This is a genomic window from Lysobacter soli, assembly GCF_003382285.1.
In the GTDB taxonomy this organism is placed as follows: Bacteria; Pseudomonadota; Gammaproteobacteria; order Xanthomonadales; family Xanthomonadaceae; genus Lysobacter_J; species Lysobacter_J soli.
The window spans coordinates 17957-34055 of sequence record NZ_QTJR01000015.1; the positions used below are offsets into that span (position 1 = coordinate 17957).

9 protein-coding genes and 1 riboswitch are annotated in these 16099 nt (G+C 68.2%); of the genes, 3 read left to right on the plus strand and 6 right to left on the minus strand.

Annotation, left to right across the window (positions count from 1 at the left end; all coding sequences use genetic code 11):
• Positions 1-24: 24 nt before the first annotated feature.
• From DX912_RS16165 to thiC, 6 genes are all read right to left on the minus strand, one after another.
• The gene (locus DX912_RS16165) at positions 25-1014 is read right to left on the minus strand and encodes an aspartyl/asparaginyl beta-hydroxylase domain-containing protein (RefSeq protein WP_115844178.1); all 990 of its coding nucleotides are present in this window, start codon (positions 1012-1014) and stop codon (positions 25-27) included.
• A gap of 142 nt (positions 1015-1156) precedes the next feature.
• On the minus strand, positions 1157-4006 hold the full coding sequence (locus DX912_RS16170; protein ID WP_181902867.1) for a TonB-dependent receptor plug domain-containing protein: 2850 nt from the start codon (positions 4004-4006) through the stop codon (positions 1157-1159).
• Between the two features lie 263 nt (positions 4007-4269).
• Positions 4270-5196, minus strand: coding sequence for a helix-turn-helix domain-containing protein (locus DX912_RS16175; RefSeq protein ID WP_115844180.1), 927 nt, complete (start codon positions 5194-5196; stop codon positions 4270-4272).
• Positions 5197-5340: 144 nt separating this feature from the next.
• On the minus strand, positions 5341-7683 hold the full coding sequence (locus DX912_RS16180; RefSeq protein WP_181902868.1) for a winged helix-turn-helix domain-containing protein: 2343 nt from the start codon (positions 7681-7683) through the stop codon (positions 5341-5343).
• 369 nt (positions 7684-8052) lie between these two features.
• Positions 8053-8739 (minus strand): potassium channel family protein, encoded by a 687-nt coding sequence (locus tag DX912_RS16185; RefSeq protein WP_181902869.1) that lies wholly within the window; start codon positions 8737-8739, stop codon positions 8053-8055.
• A 106-nt stretch (positions 8740-8845) separates the two neighbouring features.
• The gene (gene thiC, locus DX912_RS16190; RefSeq protein WP_115844184.1) at positions 8846-10723 is read right to left on the minus strand and encodes a phosphomethylpyrimidine synthase ThiC; all 1878 of its coding nucleotides are present in this window, start codon (positions 10721-10723) and stop codon (positions 8846-8848) included.
• A 66-nt stretch (positions 10724-10789) separates the two neighbouring features.
• Positions 10790-10887: riboswitch (TPP riboswitch) on the minus strand.
• A gap of 351 nt (positions 10888-11238) precedes the next feature.
• On the opposite strand from thiC, the gene thrA reads away from it, so the two are divergent.
• Genes thrA through thrC form a run of 3 tightly spaced genes read left to right on the plus strand, consistent with a single transcriptional unit; the run spans position 11239 to position 16072 of the window.
• Positions 11239-13776: a bifunctional aspartate kinase/homoserine dehydrogenase I gene (gene thrA, locus DX912_RS16195; protein ID WP_115844186.1), complete on the plus strand. Its 2538-nt coding sequence runs from the start codon at positions 11239-11241 to the stop codon at positions 13774-13776.
• Positions 13773-14756 (plus strand): homoserine kinase, encoded by a 984-nt coding sequence (locus DX912_RS16200; RefSeq protein WP_115844188.1) that lies wholly within the window; start codon positions 13773-13775, stop codon positions 14754-14756. Before thrA ends, DX912_RS16200 begins: the two co-directional genes overlap by 4 nt.
• Positions 14753-16072, plus strand: a complete 1320-nt coding sequence (gene thrC / locus DX912_RS16205) for a threonine synthase (RefSeq protein WP_115844190.1) — start codon at positions 14753-14755, stop codon at positions 16070-16072. Before DX912_RS16200 ends, thrC begins: the two co-directional genes overlap by 4 nt.
• Positions 16073-16099: the final 27 nt, after the last annotated feature.

The window sequence follows — 16099 nt, forward strand, 5'->3', positions numbered from 1 at the left end:
GTCAGTGTCTCAGGCGACGTGGACTCACGCGTTGTCGCCGACCTCGCGCTGTCGCGCCGCGGTGGCCGGTGCCTGCGAGGCGGCATCGCTCACCGCGAACTTGCCGACGATCGTCATCAGCGCGTTGAACCAGCGCAGCTCGTTCTTCAGCACCATCGGCTGGCTGGGGCCGCGGATGTCGTCAAGGAAGCGCTGCAGCGCGGCGGCGTAACGCGCGCGGCCTTCCTCGCGTTCGCCGAATTCGAACCAGAGCCCCTGCCACTGCCGCGAGAAACGCATCGCGATCTGACGCACCTGCGGCAGGTTCGGATGTGGCACCGCATCGCCGATGAGCAGGCCGAGGTGGTCGTTGAGTTCCCATGGACTCATCACGACGGGCACGTTGACGCGCTCGCAGGCGAAGGACGCCACCTCGCCAGCCTTCGGCGCGATGCGCACGTTCTGCCAGCCGGTGCGCGGCGCATCGTGCGGGCGGCCGTGGTTGACCAGGTCCCAGAAGCGTCCGCCCCCGACCGTGTCCACCACCAGGTGCACGCGCGACTGCACGGCATCGTTGAGCACGCGATGCTGGCGCCAGGTGTCGAAGATCCAGCATTCGCCCGCGGCCATGTTGATGACGGCGCTGTCGCATTCGAAGCGAACGGTCGGCTGGGTGACGACGGGAATGTGCACGCGCACGCGCTCGGCCCAGTAGTAGCCCTGGTCGGCATGACGCGTGACTTCAGCGTGGCCCGACAGGCGCATCAGCCGGCTGCGACCGACCGTCGCGCCCAGGCTGGCGAAGACCTGCGTCAGGTACGGGCAGCGCAGCAGGTGCGGCGTGGGCTGCATCGTGCCGGCGAAGGCCTCGTTGTCGGGATCGCCATCGGCGGCCACCAGCGGCAGCATCGAATTGCCGGCGAACCCCTGCGGATGCGGCTTCCAAGGGCCCTCGCCGAGCGCGGCGATTTCCGCCTCGAGCGCGGCGGCGTCGAAGCTCATGGGCAACTGGATGAAGGGCACCTGCAGTTTCATCGCGGATCCGGGCGAAGCGTCAGCGGCTATCGTAACGTCCGCCGCGCCGTGCGCCAGACTCCGCAAAGCGGCGGGTTGCGGGCCCCGGAAAGAACTACGGCCCCTTTCGGGGCCGTAGTGGTGTTGCTCGGAGCGTTCGCTATCAGAAGCGCTGCGTGTACTTGATGTACACGAAGCGACCGATGTCGAAGCCGCCGTAGTACGGGTAGTCGCTGTGGCGGTACGACGAGTTCGAGAACATCAGCGGACCCTGATGGTCGAACACGTTGTTGGCGCCGACGGCAACCGTACCGTTCCACGGGGTCTTGTAGTTGACCTGCACGTCATGGAACGTGTTGGAACCGACTTCGCGGATCGCGTCCGGCTCGCCGTTCGCGTAATGATCCGGCGAGGTGCACGGACGGGCCGTGACGCACGATTCCTTCATGCCCGAGTAGTAGCGGGCGGTCCAGTTCGCACCAAAGTCACCCATCTGCCAGTCAACGCCCAGGTTCGAACGCAGGCGGAAGATGCCCGACTGGCCGACCTGGCCGATCATGATCTTCTCGCCGTCCGAGTTCTCGCCTTCTTCGTCGTACTTGCTGGTGTAGGTGTTCTGCCAGTCGATCGTGAACTGACCGAACGACAGCTCCGGCAGGCGGTACTTCACGCCGAGGTCGAAACCTTCGGTCTCCATCGAGCCCAGGTTGGCCAGGCCGTAGAAGAGCGAGGAGATGTGACCGTCGGCCGCACGGGTGATGCCGTTGCAGCGGTCGGCGTTACCCAGCACGTAGCAGTCGCGCAGGATGCGGTCCACGGAGTCCGAGATGATCATGTTCTCGAGCTCGTAGCGGTACCAGTCCAGCGAGATGTCCAGACCCTGGACCCAACGCGGCGACCACACCAGGCCGGCGGTGCGGCTCTTGGAGGTTTCCGGCAGGAGTTCAGCGTTCGAACCGCTGATGAACTGGTCCGGCGTCTGGCACGGATAGGTCGTGCAGGGCACCAGGCCCTGGCCCAGCTGGACGTAGCCAGCCGGCACGCCAGCGGCATTACACGCCGCATTGCCGTTCACGCTGTTGACCGCGCCGGTGCCGCACGGGTCGGTGTACGACTCGAACGAGGTACCGATGCCGCCGTACAGGTTGTCGATCGTCGGAGCGCGGAAGCCCTCGGCGTAGGTGCCGCGGACCAGCAGTTCGTCGATCGGACGCCAGGTGAAGCCGAACTTGCCGTTGGTGGTGTCACCGAAGTTCGAGTAGTCCGAGTAACGGCCGGCGACGTTGATCGTCAGTTCCTTGGCGAACGGAGCGTCGGCCAGGATCGGCACGTTGAGCTCCATGTAGATTTCGTCGAGGTTGTACGAACCTTCCGTCGTGGTCGCACCCAGGCCGGTGCTCTCGCCCGACTGCGCGAACGCGTCCGGAACGTAGCGGCCCTGCTCCTTGCGGTGCTCGACGCCCACGGCCAGGCCGACTTCACCGGCCGGCAGGTCGAACAGACCACCCGAAACGTTGGCGGTGTAGCTGGTGGTGCGGGTCAGGCCGGTGTTGGTGAAGACCGGGAACAGGAAGTTCTGCAGGTCCGGATCGGCGAGCGAGCCCGGGCCGTCGACGCCGTACGGCAACAGCGGGTTCCAGGCCAGGCAGCCGTCGATCGGGTCGGCGGCGGTGCCGCAACGCGCGACGCCGTCGGCGTCGATGAACGACGGGCCGAGCGCCTGACGCGAAGCGATCAGGCTCATGTCGCCGCGCGAGCTGCGGGTCGAGGTGTTGCGGTTCAGCAACGCGCCGACGTCCCAGTCCCAACCACGGCCGGCCAGTTCGAAGTAACCGTTGAAGCCACCGGCGAAGCGGTAGGTTTCCAGGTCGCTCTGGGTCGTGCGCGGCACTTCCCACAGACGACGACGGAACGCCGTGTCGCCCGGCATCGGGTTGAACACGCTGTCAGCGTCCAGCGGCGTGCCGAACGAACCCGACTGGTACGGATAGCCAGCGATCTGCTGGTCCGTCGAGCGGTGGTTGTAGAGGATGTCCGCGTTGAACGTGATGTTGTCGGTGATGTCGTAGTTCGCGTTGGCGAACACCGAACGACGCTCGATACCGGTCTGCAGGTACATCTGCTCGTTCGAGTTGGCGTACTCGGCGGCAGTGATCTCATGGTAGTCGGCGCGGTTGGCCGGGTTGCCACCGTCGTTCAGCGTCCACCAGCGGGCGGCCGAGGTCGGCGAGCACGGGTCGCAGAACGAGCCGTTCTGGCTGACCGGGCTCCAGCCCGAACCCGGATAGTCCGGACCGGCGTTGCCGTACTTGGAGAACTCGCGGTCCTTGGCGAAGACCGGCTCCTGCTTGAAGTACTCGACCGACAGCGTCACGCCGCCACGGTCGCCCGAGGAACCCATGGTGAACGAGTACTGCTGCGTGTCGCCGTCGCCTTCGCCGTACTGGCCGAGGTAGGCCGAAGCCTCAGCGCCTTCGTAGCGCTTGCGGGTGATGACGTTGACCACGCCCGCGATGGCGTCCGAACCGTAGATGGCCGAAGCGCCGTCCTTCAGGACTTCGATGCGGTCGATGGCCGACATCGGAATCTGGCTGAGATCCTGGTAGCCGCCCGTGGTGGCGCCCAGACGCTTGCCGTTGACCAGCACCAGCGTACGGGTGGCACCCAGGTTGCGGATGTCGACGTAGTAACCACCGACGTTCTCACCCGAAGCCAGGGCTTCCGAACGCGCGATGGCCGGCGAGCCGGCGGAGGTCAGGTTCTGCAGCACGTCGGCAACCGACGTGAAGCCCTGGCGCTCGATGTCCTGGCGGCTCAGCGTGATGATCGGCTGCTGCGTCTCCATGTCGGAGCCGCGGATGCGCGAACCGGTGACCTCGATGCGGTCCAGGTTGGTCGCCTGCTGGGTCTCGCCGCTTTCCTGTGCGCTGGCGAACGCCGGCGCCAGTGCGATCGCGATACCGGCCGGCAACATGCCGACGCGCATCGCGGTGCGCAAATTGCGATGGTTCATCTATCTCTCTCCAGATATCTGTTATGGGCGTGTTAAACGCCCATCAAACTTAAGATCTGGGGAGGACGACCGCTTTGCGGCTAGCGTTGAGAGACTTTGCTCAATCTGCCAGCGAGGACACGACCTTAACGATCTCGGCGGGTTCGCAATGCACCTTAGAAGTGCAGGTGGCGGTCAAGCCGCGACGCAGTTCGCGGTTTTCGCACGCAAACGAAAACGGCCGGCATCGTGCCGGCCGTTCCGCTACCGCCTCGAGCGATCGATCAGCCGTTGGTGGCGAGCGACTTGCGCTCCAGCGACTTGCGCGCCGCGGCCTGCGCCTTGCCCGGCTCGCCGCGCGCGGCGGCGGCGGCGCGGTAGCGCGTGGCCGAGACGCCGAAGCGTGCACGGAAGGCGCGCGCGAAGCTGCAGCAGTTGTCGAACCCGCTGGCGGCGGCAACTTCGCCGATCATCATCGACGTGCTGGTGAGCAGGTCCGCCGCGTGCTCCAGGCGCATGCGCGCCGAGGCCGCCTGCGGGCTCTCTTCATAAAGACTGTGGAACGTCTTGGAGAAGTACCAGCTGGAGAAGCTGGTCAGTTCGGCCAGTTCGCTGATGCGGACCACGCGGTCGCAGTTGCCTTCCAGGTACAGGCGGGCGCGCTGGAGGCGGCCGAACACCTGGCGCTTGCGGCTGCGCGAGCGACCCGGGCAGCGCGGGATGCGCGCGGCCAGATCGCGCTGGACGCCCGCCAGGTGGAGCAGGATCGGGCGCAGCAGCGAGGCGTCGAACCCGGCGCCGGGGTTCTCGGCCAGGCGGGCCGCCGCCTCGCGCCACAGGCGCAGGCCGATGCGGGCGTCGTGGCGGGACATCTGGCCGCGGCCGGCATACAGGCCGCGATCGGCGAAGCGGGTCATCTCGCGCAGCGCCTCGCTGGTCAGCGTCAGGCCGACGCAGACGCCGAAGCGGTCCGCCTGGACGGTCGGCTTGGAGTCCTTCTCGAAGGCGATCCAGTCGCCGCTGCGCAGCCGGAACTTGCCTTCCTTCGCCTCGACCCACGAGCTGCCGTGCAGCTGCAGCCAGAACGAGAAGCCTCCCGAAGACTGGACGCTGCCCAGCCGCGAGACGCCGATGCAACCGCCCTGAACCGCGCCCTCAGGCGTTTCGAGCTGCAGCAGCTGCCCGCGGTCCGCCCATTGCACTTGCTCCATTGGTCCACCTCATGTGCCGAGAATGGTCAATGGATTTGCCGTACACACCCGCTTCACATCAGGAAAGTTGCTGGAGACTTATCCGAAATCGCACCGAATGCAAAACCGAAGGATTTCCGATAGCACTTTTCCCTGTTGCATCAATTACTTGACCCATCCCGGGACAACCTCCGTCGTTTCCTTCGGAAGCTCCATGTAACCGATATCGGCCCCGTCCCAGTCGACCAGGGCCAGATATGCCGCCTCATTGCGCGGCCCGCCGAGGCTGAATCCGTTCACCGCGGAGCGTCGCAGCTGGTCCAGACAGCGGGGCGGAGCGGGGTCTGCAGGCACGATCCGGCGGAGGCTGGCGGCGCAATCCTGCAGCCGTTCGAGGTAGCGGATCTCGCCGTCGGGCGCGACGGTCCACATGCGATACCGGTCGGCGGTGGGCACGCTTGCGCTGACCTGGCGGACCGAAGCGGCGCCCAGATCGAGCGGAACCTCCCAGAGCCCCGCTTCGGTCAACCGCGTGAACAACACCCGGTTGCGCGCTCCGTCCACCTCGAAGTGCGACACGCCGTCGATCCGGCCCAGCACCCGCCAGGGCGTCGCGGACCGGTCGTACAGCCGGAGCTGCGGCGCGCCTTCCTCACTGGCCGCCAGCACGAACAGCCGGTTCGGATCGACCGAATACTGGGCCTGCAGAGGTTCGGCGTCCGGAACCGGCAAGGTCGAGACCTGACCGCTCGCCGCCAGCACTTCCTGCACGACGCCGCGCCCCTGGGCGTCGATGCCGGTCGCCAGCAGACGGCGCGAGTCGGGCGACCATGCCGGCGCGTAGCGCGTGCCCGGGCGGATGCCGCCCATCATGCGAAGGGTGTCTGGCTGGGAGACGTCGCCGACCCACAGGCCGTTGCTGCCGGAGCGGTCGGAGACGAACGCGAGCTGCCGGCCGTCCGGTGCGATCGACGGGAGCAGGTCGCGGGCCGCCGACGCGAACAGCGGTTCGACCACGTGCACCCGGCCCGGGCCGTCGCCATCGGTCAGCTGGACGCGGTAAAGGCCGAAGTACGGTCGGCGCTGGACGAAGGCGATCGCGCGGCGCGAGCGTGCGGCCACCGGGGCCTGGCCGTCGTCCACGCCCATCGGACGCGCTTCGCCGGTGCTGGTATCCAGGCGGAACAGGCGGTACTCGCCGTCGACCATGGCGCTGAAGATCAGCCCGCGCCCGGTCGGCGACCAGTCCCAGCCACGCAGGTCGGCGCGCAGCCGGCTCAGGCGCTCGGCGTTGCCGCCCTGCGCCGGGATGCGCCAGAAGTCGCCCAGCGGCGCGTTGCGCACGAACACGATCCAGCGTCCATCGGGCGAATAGCGCGGGTCGGTGTCGAGCTCGTCCGGGTCGTGCGGGTACTCGATCGGTCGCCATTGGCCGCTGTCGAGGTTCAGCACGCGCAGCCCGACCGTGCCCTGGTCGGTGCTCATGCTCCCGAAGATCAGCCCGTTGCTGTCCGGGGTCCAGTCGAAGGTCGGCGGACTGCGGCGATCGCAGACGCCAACCTCGTGCTCGGCGCGCGCATTGGGCGTGACCAGGCGGATGCTGCAGCTGCTCTCCGACAGCCGCATGAAGGCGATCCAGCGGCCGTCGGGCGACCACACCGGCGAAGCGTCATCGGTGCCTTCCGGCGGCCGCGTCAGCTGGCGCGGCTGCGTCTGTTCGGTGGTCTGCACCATGATCGCGGTGCCGCGCTGGCCTTCGGGGATGGCGACGTACGCCACCAGGCCGGCGTCGGGCGAGAGCGCCGGCGACAGCTCGAAGCCCGGCGCGGAGGTGATCAGGCGGTATGGGCGCTCGCTGCGCAGGCCCTGCATGCCGGTGACGGCGACCGGGGCCACTTCCGGCTGCGCCGGGGCGCGGATCAGCGCCCAGGCCACCAGTCCGGCCACCAGCAGCGCCACGACGAAGATCACCGACGCGATCGACGTCCAGGTGCCGCGGGGCGAAGAAGACGCCGGGAACGGCACCGGGGCGAGCGGCTCGCTTGGATCGGCACCCGCGATGGCGGGGTATTTGGCCGTGGTGCGGGTCGGATCGGACCAGCGTTCGTCGCTGGCGACCACGTCCGCGCTGGCGGCCGGGCCACCGGTGTGGATCCACTCGATCGGCGCGAGCAGGCGATAGCCGTTCTTCGCGATCGTCTCGATGTAGCGCGGATTGCCGCGCTCGTCGTCGAAGGCCTTGCGCAGCTGCGTGATCGCCTGCGTGACCACGTCGTTGGTCGGCAGCGTGTCCGGCCAGACCTCGGTCATCAGCGAATCGCGGCTGACCACGCGCCCGGCCTGCTCCACCAGCACCAGCAGCACGCCCATCGACTTGGGCGTGATGCGCAATGGGCGACGCTTGCCCGGCGCGCGGATCTCGCGCAGCGGCACGTCGACCACGCACTCGCCCACGCGCAGTCGCTCGGACGGCAGGGGCGGTGTGGAGGGTTCGAGGGTTCTTTGCATGAATCCGAAATGGTGAGCGGCAAGCTGAACGGCCGTCATGTGCCGAATGGATCAGATACGACTACTCGGCAAACCCGGCAAAGAGGCCAGACCCGACGGGGAAAGCAATGCTCGCCCGAACATTCTAACGTCGGCAGGCTTACTCCCGTTTACACGGGGTGGCTTCAGGCCCTCTCTCGCCGACGTATTACAGAACGTAACGTTCCAGCATTCGCGCCACCCGGCGCGAATCTTTTTCTCCGGCACGGTCGACTCCCCATCCCCTCGCCTTCCGAAAGCACCTGAGGAAGGACGCTGCGTGCTTCATAGCACAGCCGTGTTAAGAGCCCTTTAAAGCCCTGCGGAGCGCGGCTGCAGCGATGCGCTGCCCTACTTCGTCGCGCGCAGCATGGTCAGGCCGACCAGGCGCGACACCACCACCGCGATGTACGCCACGCCGGCGAACTGCTGCAGCATCACCAGAACGCGCGCGGGCGAGGACAGCGGCAGGATGTCGCCGAGCCCGGTGGCCGACAGCGTCGTGAAGCTGAGGAACAGCAGTTCGAGCCACGTGCGCGGCTCGCCCGGGCGCAGCGCGCCGGTGAAGCTGCCCGGATACCACGCCTGGCAGACGAAATACGCGTAGGCGAAGCCCCACGCGAGCAGCGTGAACGTCGCGCCGGCTGCGAACAGTTCGTCGGCGGTCACGCGATGGTCGCCGAGCATGTAGGCGATGAGGCTCGACGCCGCATACAGATAGAGCAGCGCTTCCAGTGCGGAGGACACGACGAGCAGCGTGTCGTTCGCGAGCACCACCGACAGCACCGACAGCCCCAGTGCCGGCGCGGCCAGGAGCCAGGCGACCCACACCTTCGCCGGGCTGCGGTTCACCACCCACACCGCGAGCATCAGCACCACCACGCCGAGCGCGCCGAACAGCACGCGTCCGCTGCTGCGCGTCTCATCGAAGATGGGATAGAGGATGAGGCTCAGCAGCTGCGCCGCGAGCAGGAACGCCGACGGATGGCGCCGCGCCTGCACGCGCCAGCGCAACAGGCCGATGCGGTTCTCCGCCATGGTCGCGATCCTTCGAATGGGTCGCGCAAAGCCTAGCCGAAGGCGGGCGGGAATGAGCGGGGCGGGAAACGAGGGCGCACCTTCGTTCCCCGTCCGACGGCCATCGTCAGGCCTTTCGGTACACCTGGGCGCCCTGCGCGCGGAACTCCGCCGACTTCTCCGCCATGCCCTCGCTGAGCGCGGCCTCCTCGTCGACGCCGTGTTCCTTCGCGTAGTCGCGCACGTCCTGCGTGATCTTCATCGAGCAGAAGTGCGGGCCGCACATCGAGCAGAAATGCGCGACCTTGTGCGCGTCCTTCGGCAGCGTTTCGTCGTGGTATTCGCGTGCGCGCTCCGGATCCAGGCCGATGTTGAACTGGTCTTCCCAGCGGAACTCGAAACGCGCCTTGCTCATCGCGTTGTCGCGCGCCTGCGCGCCGGGGTGGCCCTTCGCGAGGTCGGCCGCGTGCGCGGCGATCTTGTACGCCATCAGCCCTTCGCGCACGTCGTGCTTGTTGGGCAGGCCAAGATGTTCCTTCGGCGTGACATAGCAGAGCATCGCGGTGCCGAACCAGCCGATCATCGCCGCACCGATCGCGCTGGTGATGTGGTCGTAGCCCGGCGCGATGTCGGTGGTCAGCGGACCAAGCGTGTAGAACGGCGCCTCGCCGCACTCACGCAGCTGCTTGTCCATGTTTTCCTTGATCAGCTGCATCGGCACGTGGCCGGGGCCTTCGATCATGGTCTGCACGTCGTGCTTCCACGCGATCTTGGTCAGTTCGCCGAGCGTTTCGAGTTCGCCGAACTGCGCCGCGTCGTTGGCGTCGGCGATCGAGCCCGGGCGCAGCCCGTCGCCCAGCGAGAAGGCCACGTCGTAGGCCTTCATGATCTCGCAGATCTCTTCGAAATGCGTGTAGAGGAAGTTTTCCTTGTGGTGCGCCAGGCACCACTTCGCGAGGATCGAACCGCCGCGCGAGACGATGCCGGTTACGCGGCCTGCGGTAAGCGGAACATAGCGCAGCAGCACGCCGGCGTGGATCGTGAAGTAATCCACGCCCTGCTCGGCCTGTTCGATCAGCGTGTCGCGGAAGATCTCCCAGTTGAGTTCCTCGGCACGACCGTCGACCTTCTCCAACGCCTGATAGATCGGCACCGTGCCGATCGGCACCGGCGAGTTGCGGATGATCCATTCGCGCGTTTCGTGGATGTGCTTGCCGGTCGACAGGTCCATCACCGTGTCCGCGCCCCAGCGGATCGACCACACCAGCTTCTCCACTTCCTCGGCGATGCCCGATGACACCGCGGAATTGCCGATGTTCGCGTTGACCTTGGTGAGGAAGTTGCGGCCGATGATCATCGGCTCGCTTTCGGGATGGTTGATGTTGTTGGGGATGATCGCGCGGCCGCGCGCCACTTCATCGCGCACGAATTCCGGCGTGATCAGCTTCTGGATGTTCGCGCCGAAGCTCTCGCCCGCATGCTGGCGCAGCAGGTGCGCTTCGCGGATCGCCTCGATCCGCTGGTTTTCGCGGACGGCGATGAACTCCATTTCCGGCGTGACGATGCCGCGTCGCGCGTAGTGCATCTGCGTGACGTTCGCGCCGGACAGCGCACGGCGCGGCATCGGCCGATTGCGGAAACGCACCGCATCGAGCTTCGGATCGTGCTCGCGCTTGCGCCCGAATTCCGACGACAGCTCCGACAGCACGCCGGTATCGCCACGCTCGGCGATCCACTCCGCGCGCAACGGCGCCAGGCCGCGCGCGAGGTCGATCTGCGCGTTCGCATCGGTGTACGCGCCGGAGGTGTCGTACACCGCCAGCGGGGCGTTCTCCTCGCCGCCGAACATGGTCGGTGTCTTCGCGAGCACGATCTCGCGCATCGGGACGCGGATGTCCGGGCGCGAGCCTTCGACATGGATCTTGTGCGAGCCGGGAATCGGGCGCGTGACGTCGGCCGAGAGCTGTTCGGCCTGCTGGATGAGCTGGGAGGGGACTGCGTTCATTGGGTTCGTCCTGTGGAGCGCCCTCGCGGGCCGGGACGAAGCGGGCAGCGACGGACGCGACGGCAGATCGCATCCGGCGAAGCTTCCCTACGGCGGTCTCAACCGCGTCAGGTTCGAAGGGTCTTTCTCAACCGGTCGACCGACCGGTACCCCCGCTTCGGCGCGCATTTCACCACGCGCCGCCGCGCGGGTCCAACGCCGCGCGCGGCAGCCCTGTTCACGTCGGCGGCCCCAACCGGCCTCCGGTTGCGTATGTAACTGTTGACAGTCCCCGAAACCGCGTGATCTTCTCGGCGCATGACGCATCGCAACACGCTGCCGCAGACCGACCGAACCGCGCCGATCGACGCGGCGTTCGCGGGCGTCGTTGCGATTACCACGGGTACCGGTACCACTCGCTTGCGGGTGCGGACGGGCGTGTCCAGGTGATCTGAAGACCACGCCTCCGCACCCCGACCCGGGTGCGCAGGCCTGGCACCCGGACGGTTCGCGGGGCCCAACAGGAGCCCGCCGCAATGCTGCCCGCCGATGCTTCACGACCTTCCGCCCCGCCGTGCCACGTGCACAAGTTCGGCGGCAGCAGTCTTGCCGATGCCTCGCTCTATCGCGCCGCCGCGGCGCTGGTGGACGACCCTTCCCGCACGCGCGTGGTCGTCGTGTCGGCGATGCAGGGCGTCACCGATGCGCTGATCGCGCTGCTCGAAACCGCGCAACGCAGGGACGCGTGGCACGCCGCGTTTCATGCGCTGCGCGAGCGACATGCGAATGCCGCAACTGCGCTCGATCCGGATGGACACTTCGCGCTTCAGCCCGCGCTCGATGCCGAATTCGCAACCCTGCGCCGCCATCTCGATGCGATCGGTGCAGGCGAAGCCGATGCGGGGATTCTCGCCGCCGGCCTGCCCGGCTTCGGCGAGGTGTTTTCCTCGCACCTGATGCACGCCGCGCTCGGCGGCGATGCCGCATCGTGGCGTCGGCTCGACGCGCGCGACGTGCTCGTCGTCCACGCGGGCGAAATGGGCATGGCGGTGGATTGGCCCGAGAGCCGCGCGCGACTCGCAAAGTGGCGTGCAGGCAACCCCGAAGGAAATGTCGTCATCACCGGCTTCGTCGCGCGCGACGCGCAGGGCCACGCGACGACACTGGGCCGCAACGGCAGCGACTACTCCGCCGCGATCTTCGCCAATCTGTTCGACGCCGACGCATTGACGATCTGGACCGACGTCGACGGCGTGCTGTCCGCCGATCCACGGCTGGTGCCCGAAGCGGTCTGTCTGCCGTCGATGTCGTACGCGGAAGCCTGCGAACTGGCGTACTTCGGCGCGAAGGTGCTGCATCCGCAGACGATGGCCCCGGTGCAGGAGCGCGGCATCCCGCTGTGGATCCGCAACACGAAGCGGCCCGAAGCGCCGGGCACGCTGATCGCGCCCGACAGCGGCCGCGATGGCACGCCGGTGAAGGGCCTGAGCCTGGTGCGCGACCTTGCCATCGTCGAACTGGTGGGCAACGGCATGGTCGGCGTGCCCGGCGCGGCCGAGCGCCTGTTCGGCGCGCTGCGCGGCGCGGGCGTGTCGGTGACGATGATCTCGCAGGGTTCGTCCGAACATTCGATCTGCTGCGTATTGCGCGCCGACCAGGCCGAACGCGCGCGTGACGCGGCCGCCGAGGCGTTCGCCGACGCCATCGCCGACGGGCAGGCGCAGGGCGTGACGCTCACGCGCGACATCGCGGTGCTCGCGGCGGTGGGCGACGGCATGGTCGGCACGCCGGGCGTCGCGGCGCGATTGCTGGGCGGGCTCGCACAGGCGCGCGTCAACGCGCGCGCCATCGCGCAGGGTGCGGGCGAACGCAACATCTCCGTCGCCATCGGCGCGAACGACGCCACGCGCGCCTTGCGCGCCGCGCATGCGGCGTTCTGGCTGTCGCCGCAGACGTTATCGGTGGGCGTGATCGGGCCCGGCCAGGTCGGCACCGCGTTGCTCGTGCAGATGTCCGCCGCGCTGCCGCAGCTTCGGCAGCGATCCGGCCTCGACCTGCGTCTTCGCGCCATCGCCAACAGCCGCGCGATGGTGCTGGACGAACGCGGCGTCGAGCCCGCCGATGCCGCCGCGCGGCTCGAAGGCGGCGCCGCGCAGCCGGTGGACCTGGAGCGCTTCGCCGACCACGTCCGCGGCGAACACCTGCCGCACGCGCTGATCGTCGACTGCAGCGCGAGCCCGCGCGTGGCCGCGCAATACCCGCGCTGGCTCGCGCGCGGCATCCACGTGGTCACGCCGAACAAGCAGGCCGGCAGCGGCGCGTGGGATCATTACGCCGCCATCCAGGACGCGAGCCGTCGCGGCGGCGGACGTTTCCGTTACGAAGCGACCGTCGGCGCCGGCCTGCCGGTGATGCTCACGCTGCGCAACCTGCTCGACACGGGCGACGAGCTGCACGGCATCGACGGCATGCTCTCGGGCACACTGGCCTGGCTGTTCAACCGGTTCGACGGGACGGTGCCGTTCTCGCAACTCGTGCGCGAGGCGCAGGCGCTCGGCTACACCGAACCGGACCCGCGCGACGACCTGTCCGGCCTGGATGTCGCGCGAAAACTCGTGATCCTGGCGCGCGAGGCCGGTCGTGCGCTGTCGCTGGAGGATGTGGACGTGGAGAACCTGGTGCCGCCGGCACTGCGCGAAGTCGGCCGCGAGGAATTCCTCGCGCGCCTTGCCGAAATGGACGAGCCGATGCTCGCTCGCCAGCGCGATGCCGCGCGCGACGGCCGCTCGCTGCGGCACCTCGCGCAGCTCGACCGCGACGGCGTCGCGCGCGTCGGCGTAGTCGCGCTGCCGGCCGAACACGCCTGCTGCCACACGCGGCTGACCGACAACATCGTCCAGTTCCGCACGCGTCGCTACTCGGAGAATCCGCTCGTCGTGCAGGGCCCGGGCGCGGGCCCCGACGTCACCGCCGCGGGCGTGTTCGGCGACGTGCTCGCCATCGCGCAGTCGCTCGGCGTGTCGTCGACGTGGTCCTCGCCGCCGGTCGAAGCGCGCGTCGAGGTCAACGCATGAGCGGCGATATCGACGCACAACGCAACGCAACCCGGCCCCGCATCGCGCGCGCCTTCGCGCCGGGCAGCGTCGGGAACATCGGCGTCGGATTCGACCTGCTCGGGCATTCCATCGACGGCGTGCGCGATGTCGCCATCGTGCGGCGCATCGACGAGGCGGTCGTGCGCATCGCGACCATTCGTGGCGATGTCGAAGGCGCCGACACGTTGCCGCTGCAAGCCGAACGCAACACCGCCGGACAGGCGCTGATCGCGTTGCGCGACAAGCTTGGCGTTGCGCACGGCTTCGAACTCGAACTGGAAAAAGGCATTCCGCTCGGCTCGGGCCTTGGCGGTTCGGCCGCATCGTGCGTCGCGGCGCTGGTCGCGGCGAATGCCGTGCTCGATGCGCCGCTCGCTCGCGAAGCGCTGTACGACTTCGCGCTCGACGGCGAATCGGTGTCCAGCGGCAGTCGCCATGGCGACAACGTGGCGCCGATGCTGCTCGGCGGCGTGGTGATGGCCACCGCGACGCGCATGATCCCGCTCGACGTTCCATCGTGGCTGCATGCGGTGGTCGTGCATCCCGACCAGGTGCTTGAGACGCGCCGCGCGCGCGCCGTGCTCGCCGATCCGTATCCGCTGCATGTCGTGGTTGAACAGAGCGCGCATCTCGCGCTGTTCCTCACCGGCTTGCAGCGCGGTGATGCGACGCTGTTGCGCGAGGGGCTGCGCGACCTGCTGGTCGAGCCGCGCCGCGCGCCGCTGATTCCCGGCTTCGCCGAAGCGCAGGCTGCGGCGCTCGACCACGATGCACTCGGCGCGAGCATTTCCGGTGCGGGACCGAGCACCTTCGCGTGGTTCGCCTCGCGCTCACAGGCCGACGCCGCCGCGCCTGCGATGCAGGCCGCGTTCGCTTCGGCCGGCTACGGTTCGCGCGCGTACGTCACGCCGGTCGCGGGCCCGCGCGCGGACGTGATCTCAGCCGGGGCGTACGCATGAAGTTCGTGAGCACGCGCGGCAACACGCCGCCAACGCAGATCGACGCAGCGCTCGTCGTGGGCCTCGCGCCGGACGGCGGGCTGTACGTTCCCGAACGCATTCCGGCGGTCGATATAGAGCCCGGCGACACGCTCGCGGAGACGGCGCAGGCGGTGCTCTCGCCGTACTTCGCCGAATCCTCATTGCGCGATGCGTTGCCCGCGATCTGCGCGCACGCCTATTCGTTCGATGCGCCGCTGCGTGCGATGACCGGCGATGGCGATCACCTGCTCGAACTCTTCCACGGGCCGACCGCCGCCTTCAAGGATTACGCGGCACGCTTCCTCGCCGAAGCCTTGTCGCGCCTGCGGCCACCGGATGCGGCGCCAACTACGATAGTCGTCGCGACCTCCGGCGACACCGGCGCAGCCGTCGCATCGGCGTTCCATCGCCGCGATGGCTTCAACGTGGTCATCCTGTATCCCGAAGGCCGCGTGTCGCCACGCCAGGCGCACGGGCTGGAATGCTGGGGCGACAACGTGCGCACGTTCCGCGTGCAGGGCACGTTCGACGACTGCCAGCGCATGGCGAAGCAGGCGTTGTCGGACGAAGCGCTGCGACGCGAGGTGTCGCTCAGCTCGGCCAACAGCATCAGTCTGGGGCGCCTGTTGCCGCAGGTGGCGTACTACGCGCACGCCGCGCTGCATTTCGCACGACGGCAAGGGGAAGCGCTCAACCTCATCGTGCCCACCGGAAACCTCGGCAACGCGTGCGCCGCGTTCGTCGCGCGGCGAATGGGGCTGCCGATCGGCGAACTGGTGCTTGCCTGCAATGCGAACGACGTGCTGCCTCGTTACTTCGCCGGCGAACCTTACGAGCCGCGCGCGACGAAGGTGACGCTCGCGAACGCGATGGACGTCGGTGCGCCGAGCAACTTCGAGCGCCTTCGCCATTGGCATGCCGGCGACGACGAACTCCGCGGTTCGCTTCGCGCATTCACCGTCGACGATGCGACGATCACCGACGTCGTGCGCGGGGCGCCTCGACGCGATGGCGTCGTCGCCGATCCGCACACCGCTGCGGGCCTGCACGTGCTGGAAACGTTCCGGTCGCAAGGCGACTCGCGACCGTGGGCGGTGGTCGCCACCGCGCATCCGGCGAAGTTCGACACCATCGTCGAACCGCTCGTCGGGCACGAAGTCCCGGTGCCGCCATCGCTCGCGCAGTGCCTCGCGCGGCCGGCATCGGCGCAGCGATTGCCCGCCGATTACGCCGCGCTGCGCGATGCGCTGCGTACCGGTGCGGTTACATCCGAAACCATCGGGCCCTCCGCGTGAGGCGCATGCCGCACTTCTTCGCAGTTA

What these genes read in the sequence shown, in the direction of transcription:
- DX912_RS16165 (WP_115844178.1), bottom strand. Translation starts at nt 1,014, where the DNA reads ATGAAACTGCAGGTGCCCTTCATCCAGTTGCCCATGAGCTTCGACGCC.
- DX912_RS16170 (WP_181902867.1), bottom strand. Translation starts at nt 4,006, where the DNA reads ATGAACCATCGCAATTTGCGCACCGCGATGCGCGTCGGCATGTTGCCG.
- DX912_RS16175 (WP_115844180.1), bottom strand. Translation starts at nt 5,196, where the DNA reads ATGGAGCAAGTGCAATGGGCGGACCGCGGGCAGCTGCTGCAGCTCGAA.
- DX912_RS16180 (WP_181902868.1), bottom strand. Translation starts at nt 7,683, where the DNA reads ATGCAAAGAACCCTCGAACCCTCCACACCGCCCCTGCCGTCCGAGCGA.
- DX912_RS16185 (WP_181902869.1), bottom strand. Translation starts at nt 8,739, where the DNA reads ATGGCGGAGAACCGCATCGGCCTGTTGCGCTGGCGCGTGCAGGCGCGG.
- thiC (WP_115844184.1), bottom strand. Translation starts at nt 10,723, where the DNA reads ATGAACGCAGTCCCCTCCCAGCTCATCCAGCAGGCCGAACAGCTCTCG.
- thrA (WP_115844186.1), top strand. Translation starts at nt 11,239, where the DNA reads ATGCTGCCCGCCGATGCTTCACGACCTTCCGCCCCGCCGTGCCACGTG.
- DX912_RS16200 (WP_115844188.1), top strand. Translation starts at nt 13,773, where the DNA reads ATGAGCGGCGATATCGACGCACAACGCAACGCAACCCGGCCCCGCATC.
- thrC (WP_115844190.1), top strand. Translation starts at nt 14,753, where the DNA reads ATGAAGTTCGTGAGCACGCGCGGCAACACGCCGCCAACGCAGATCGAC.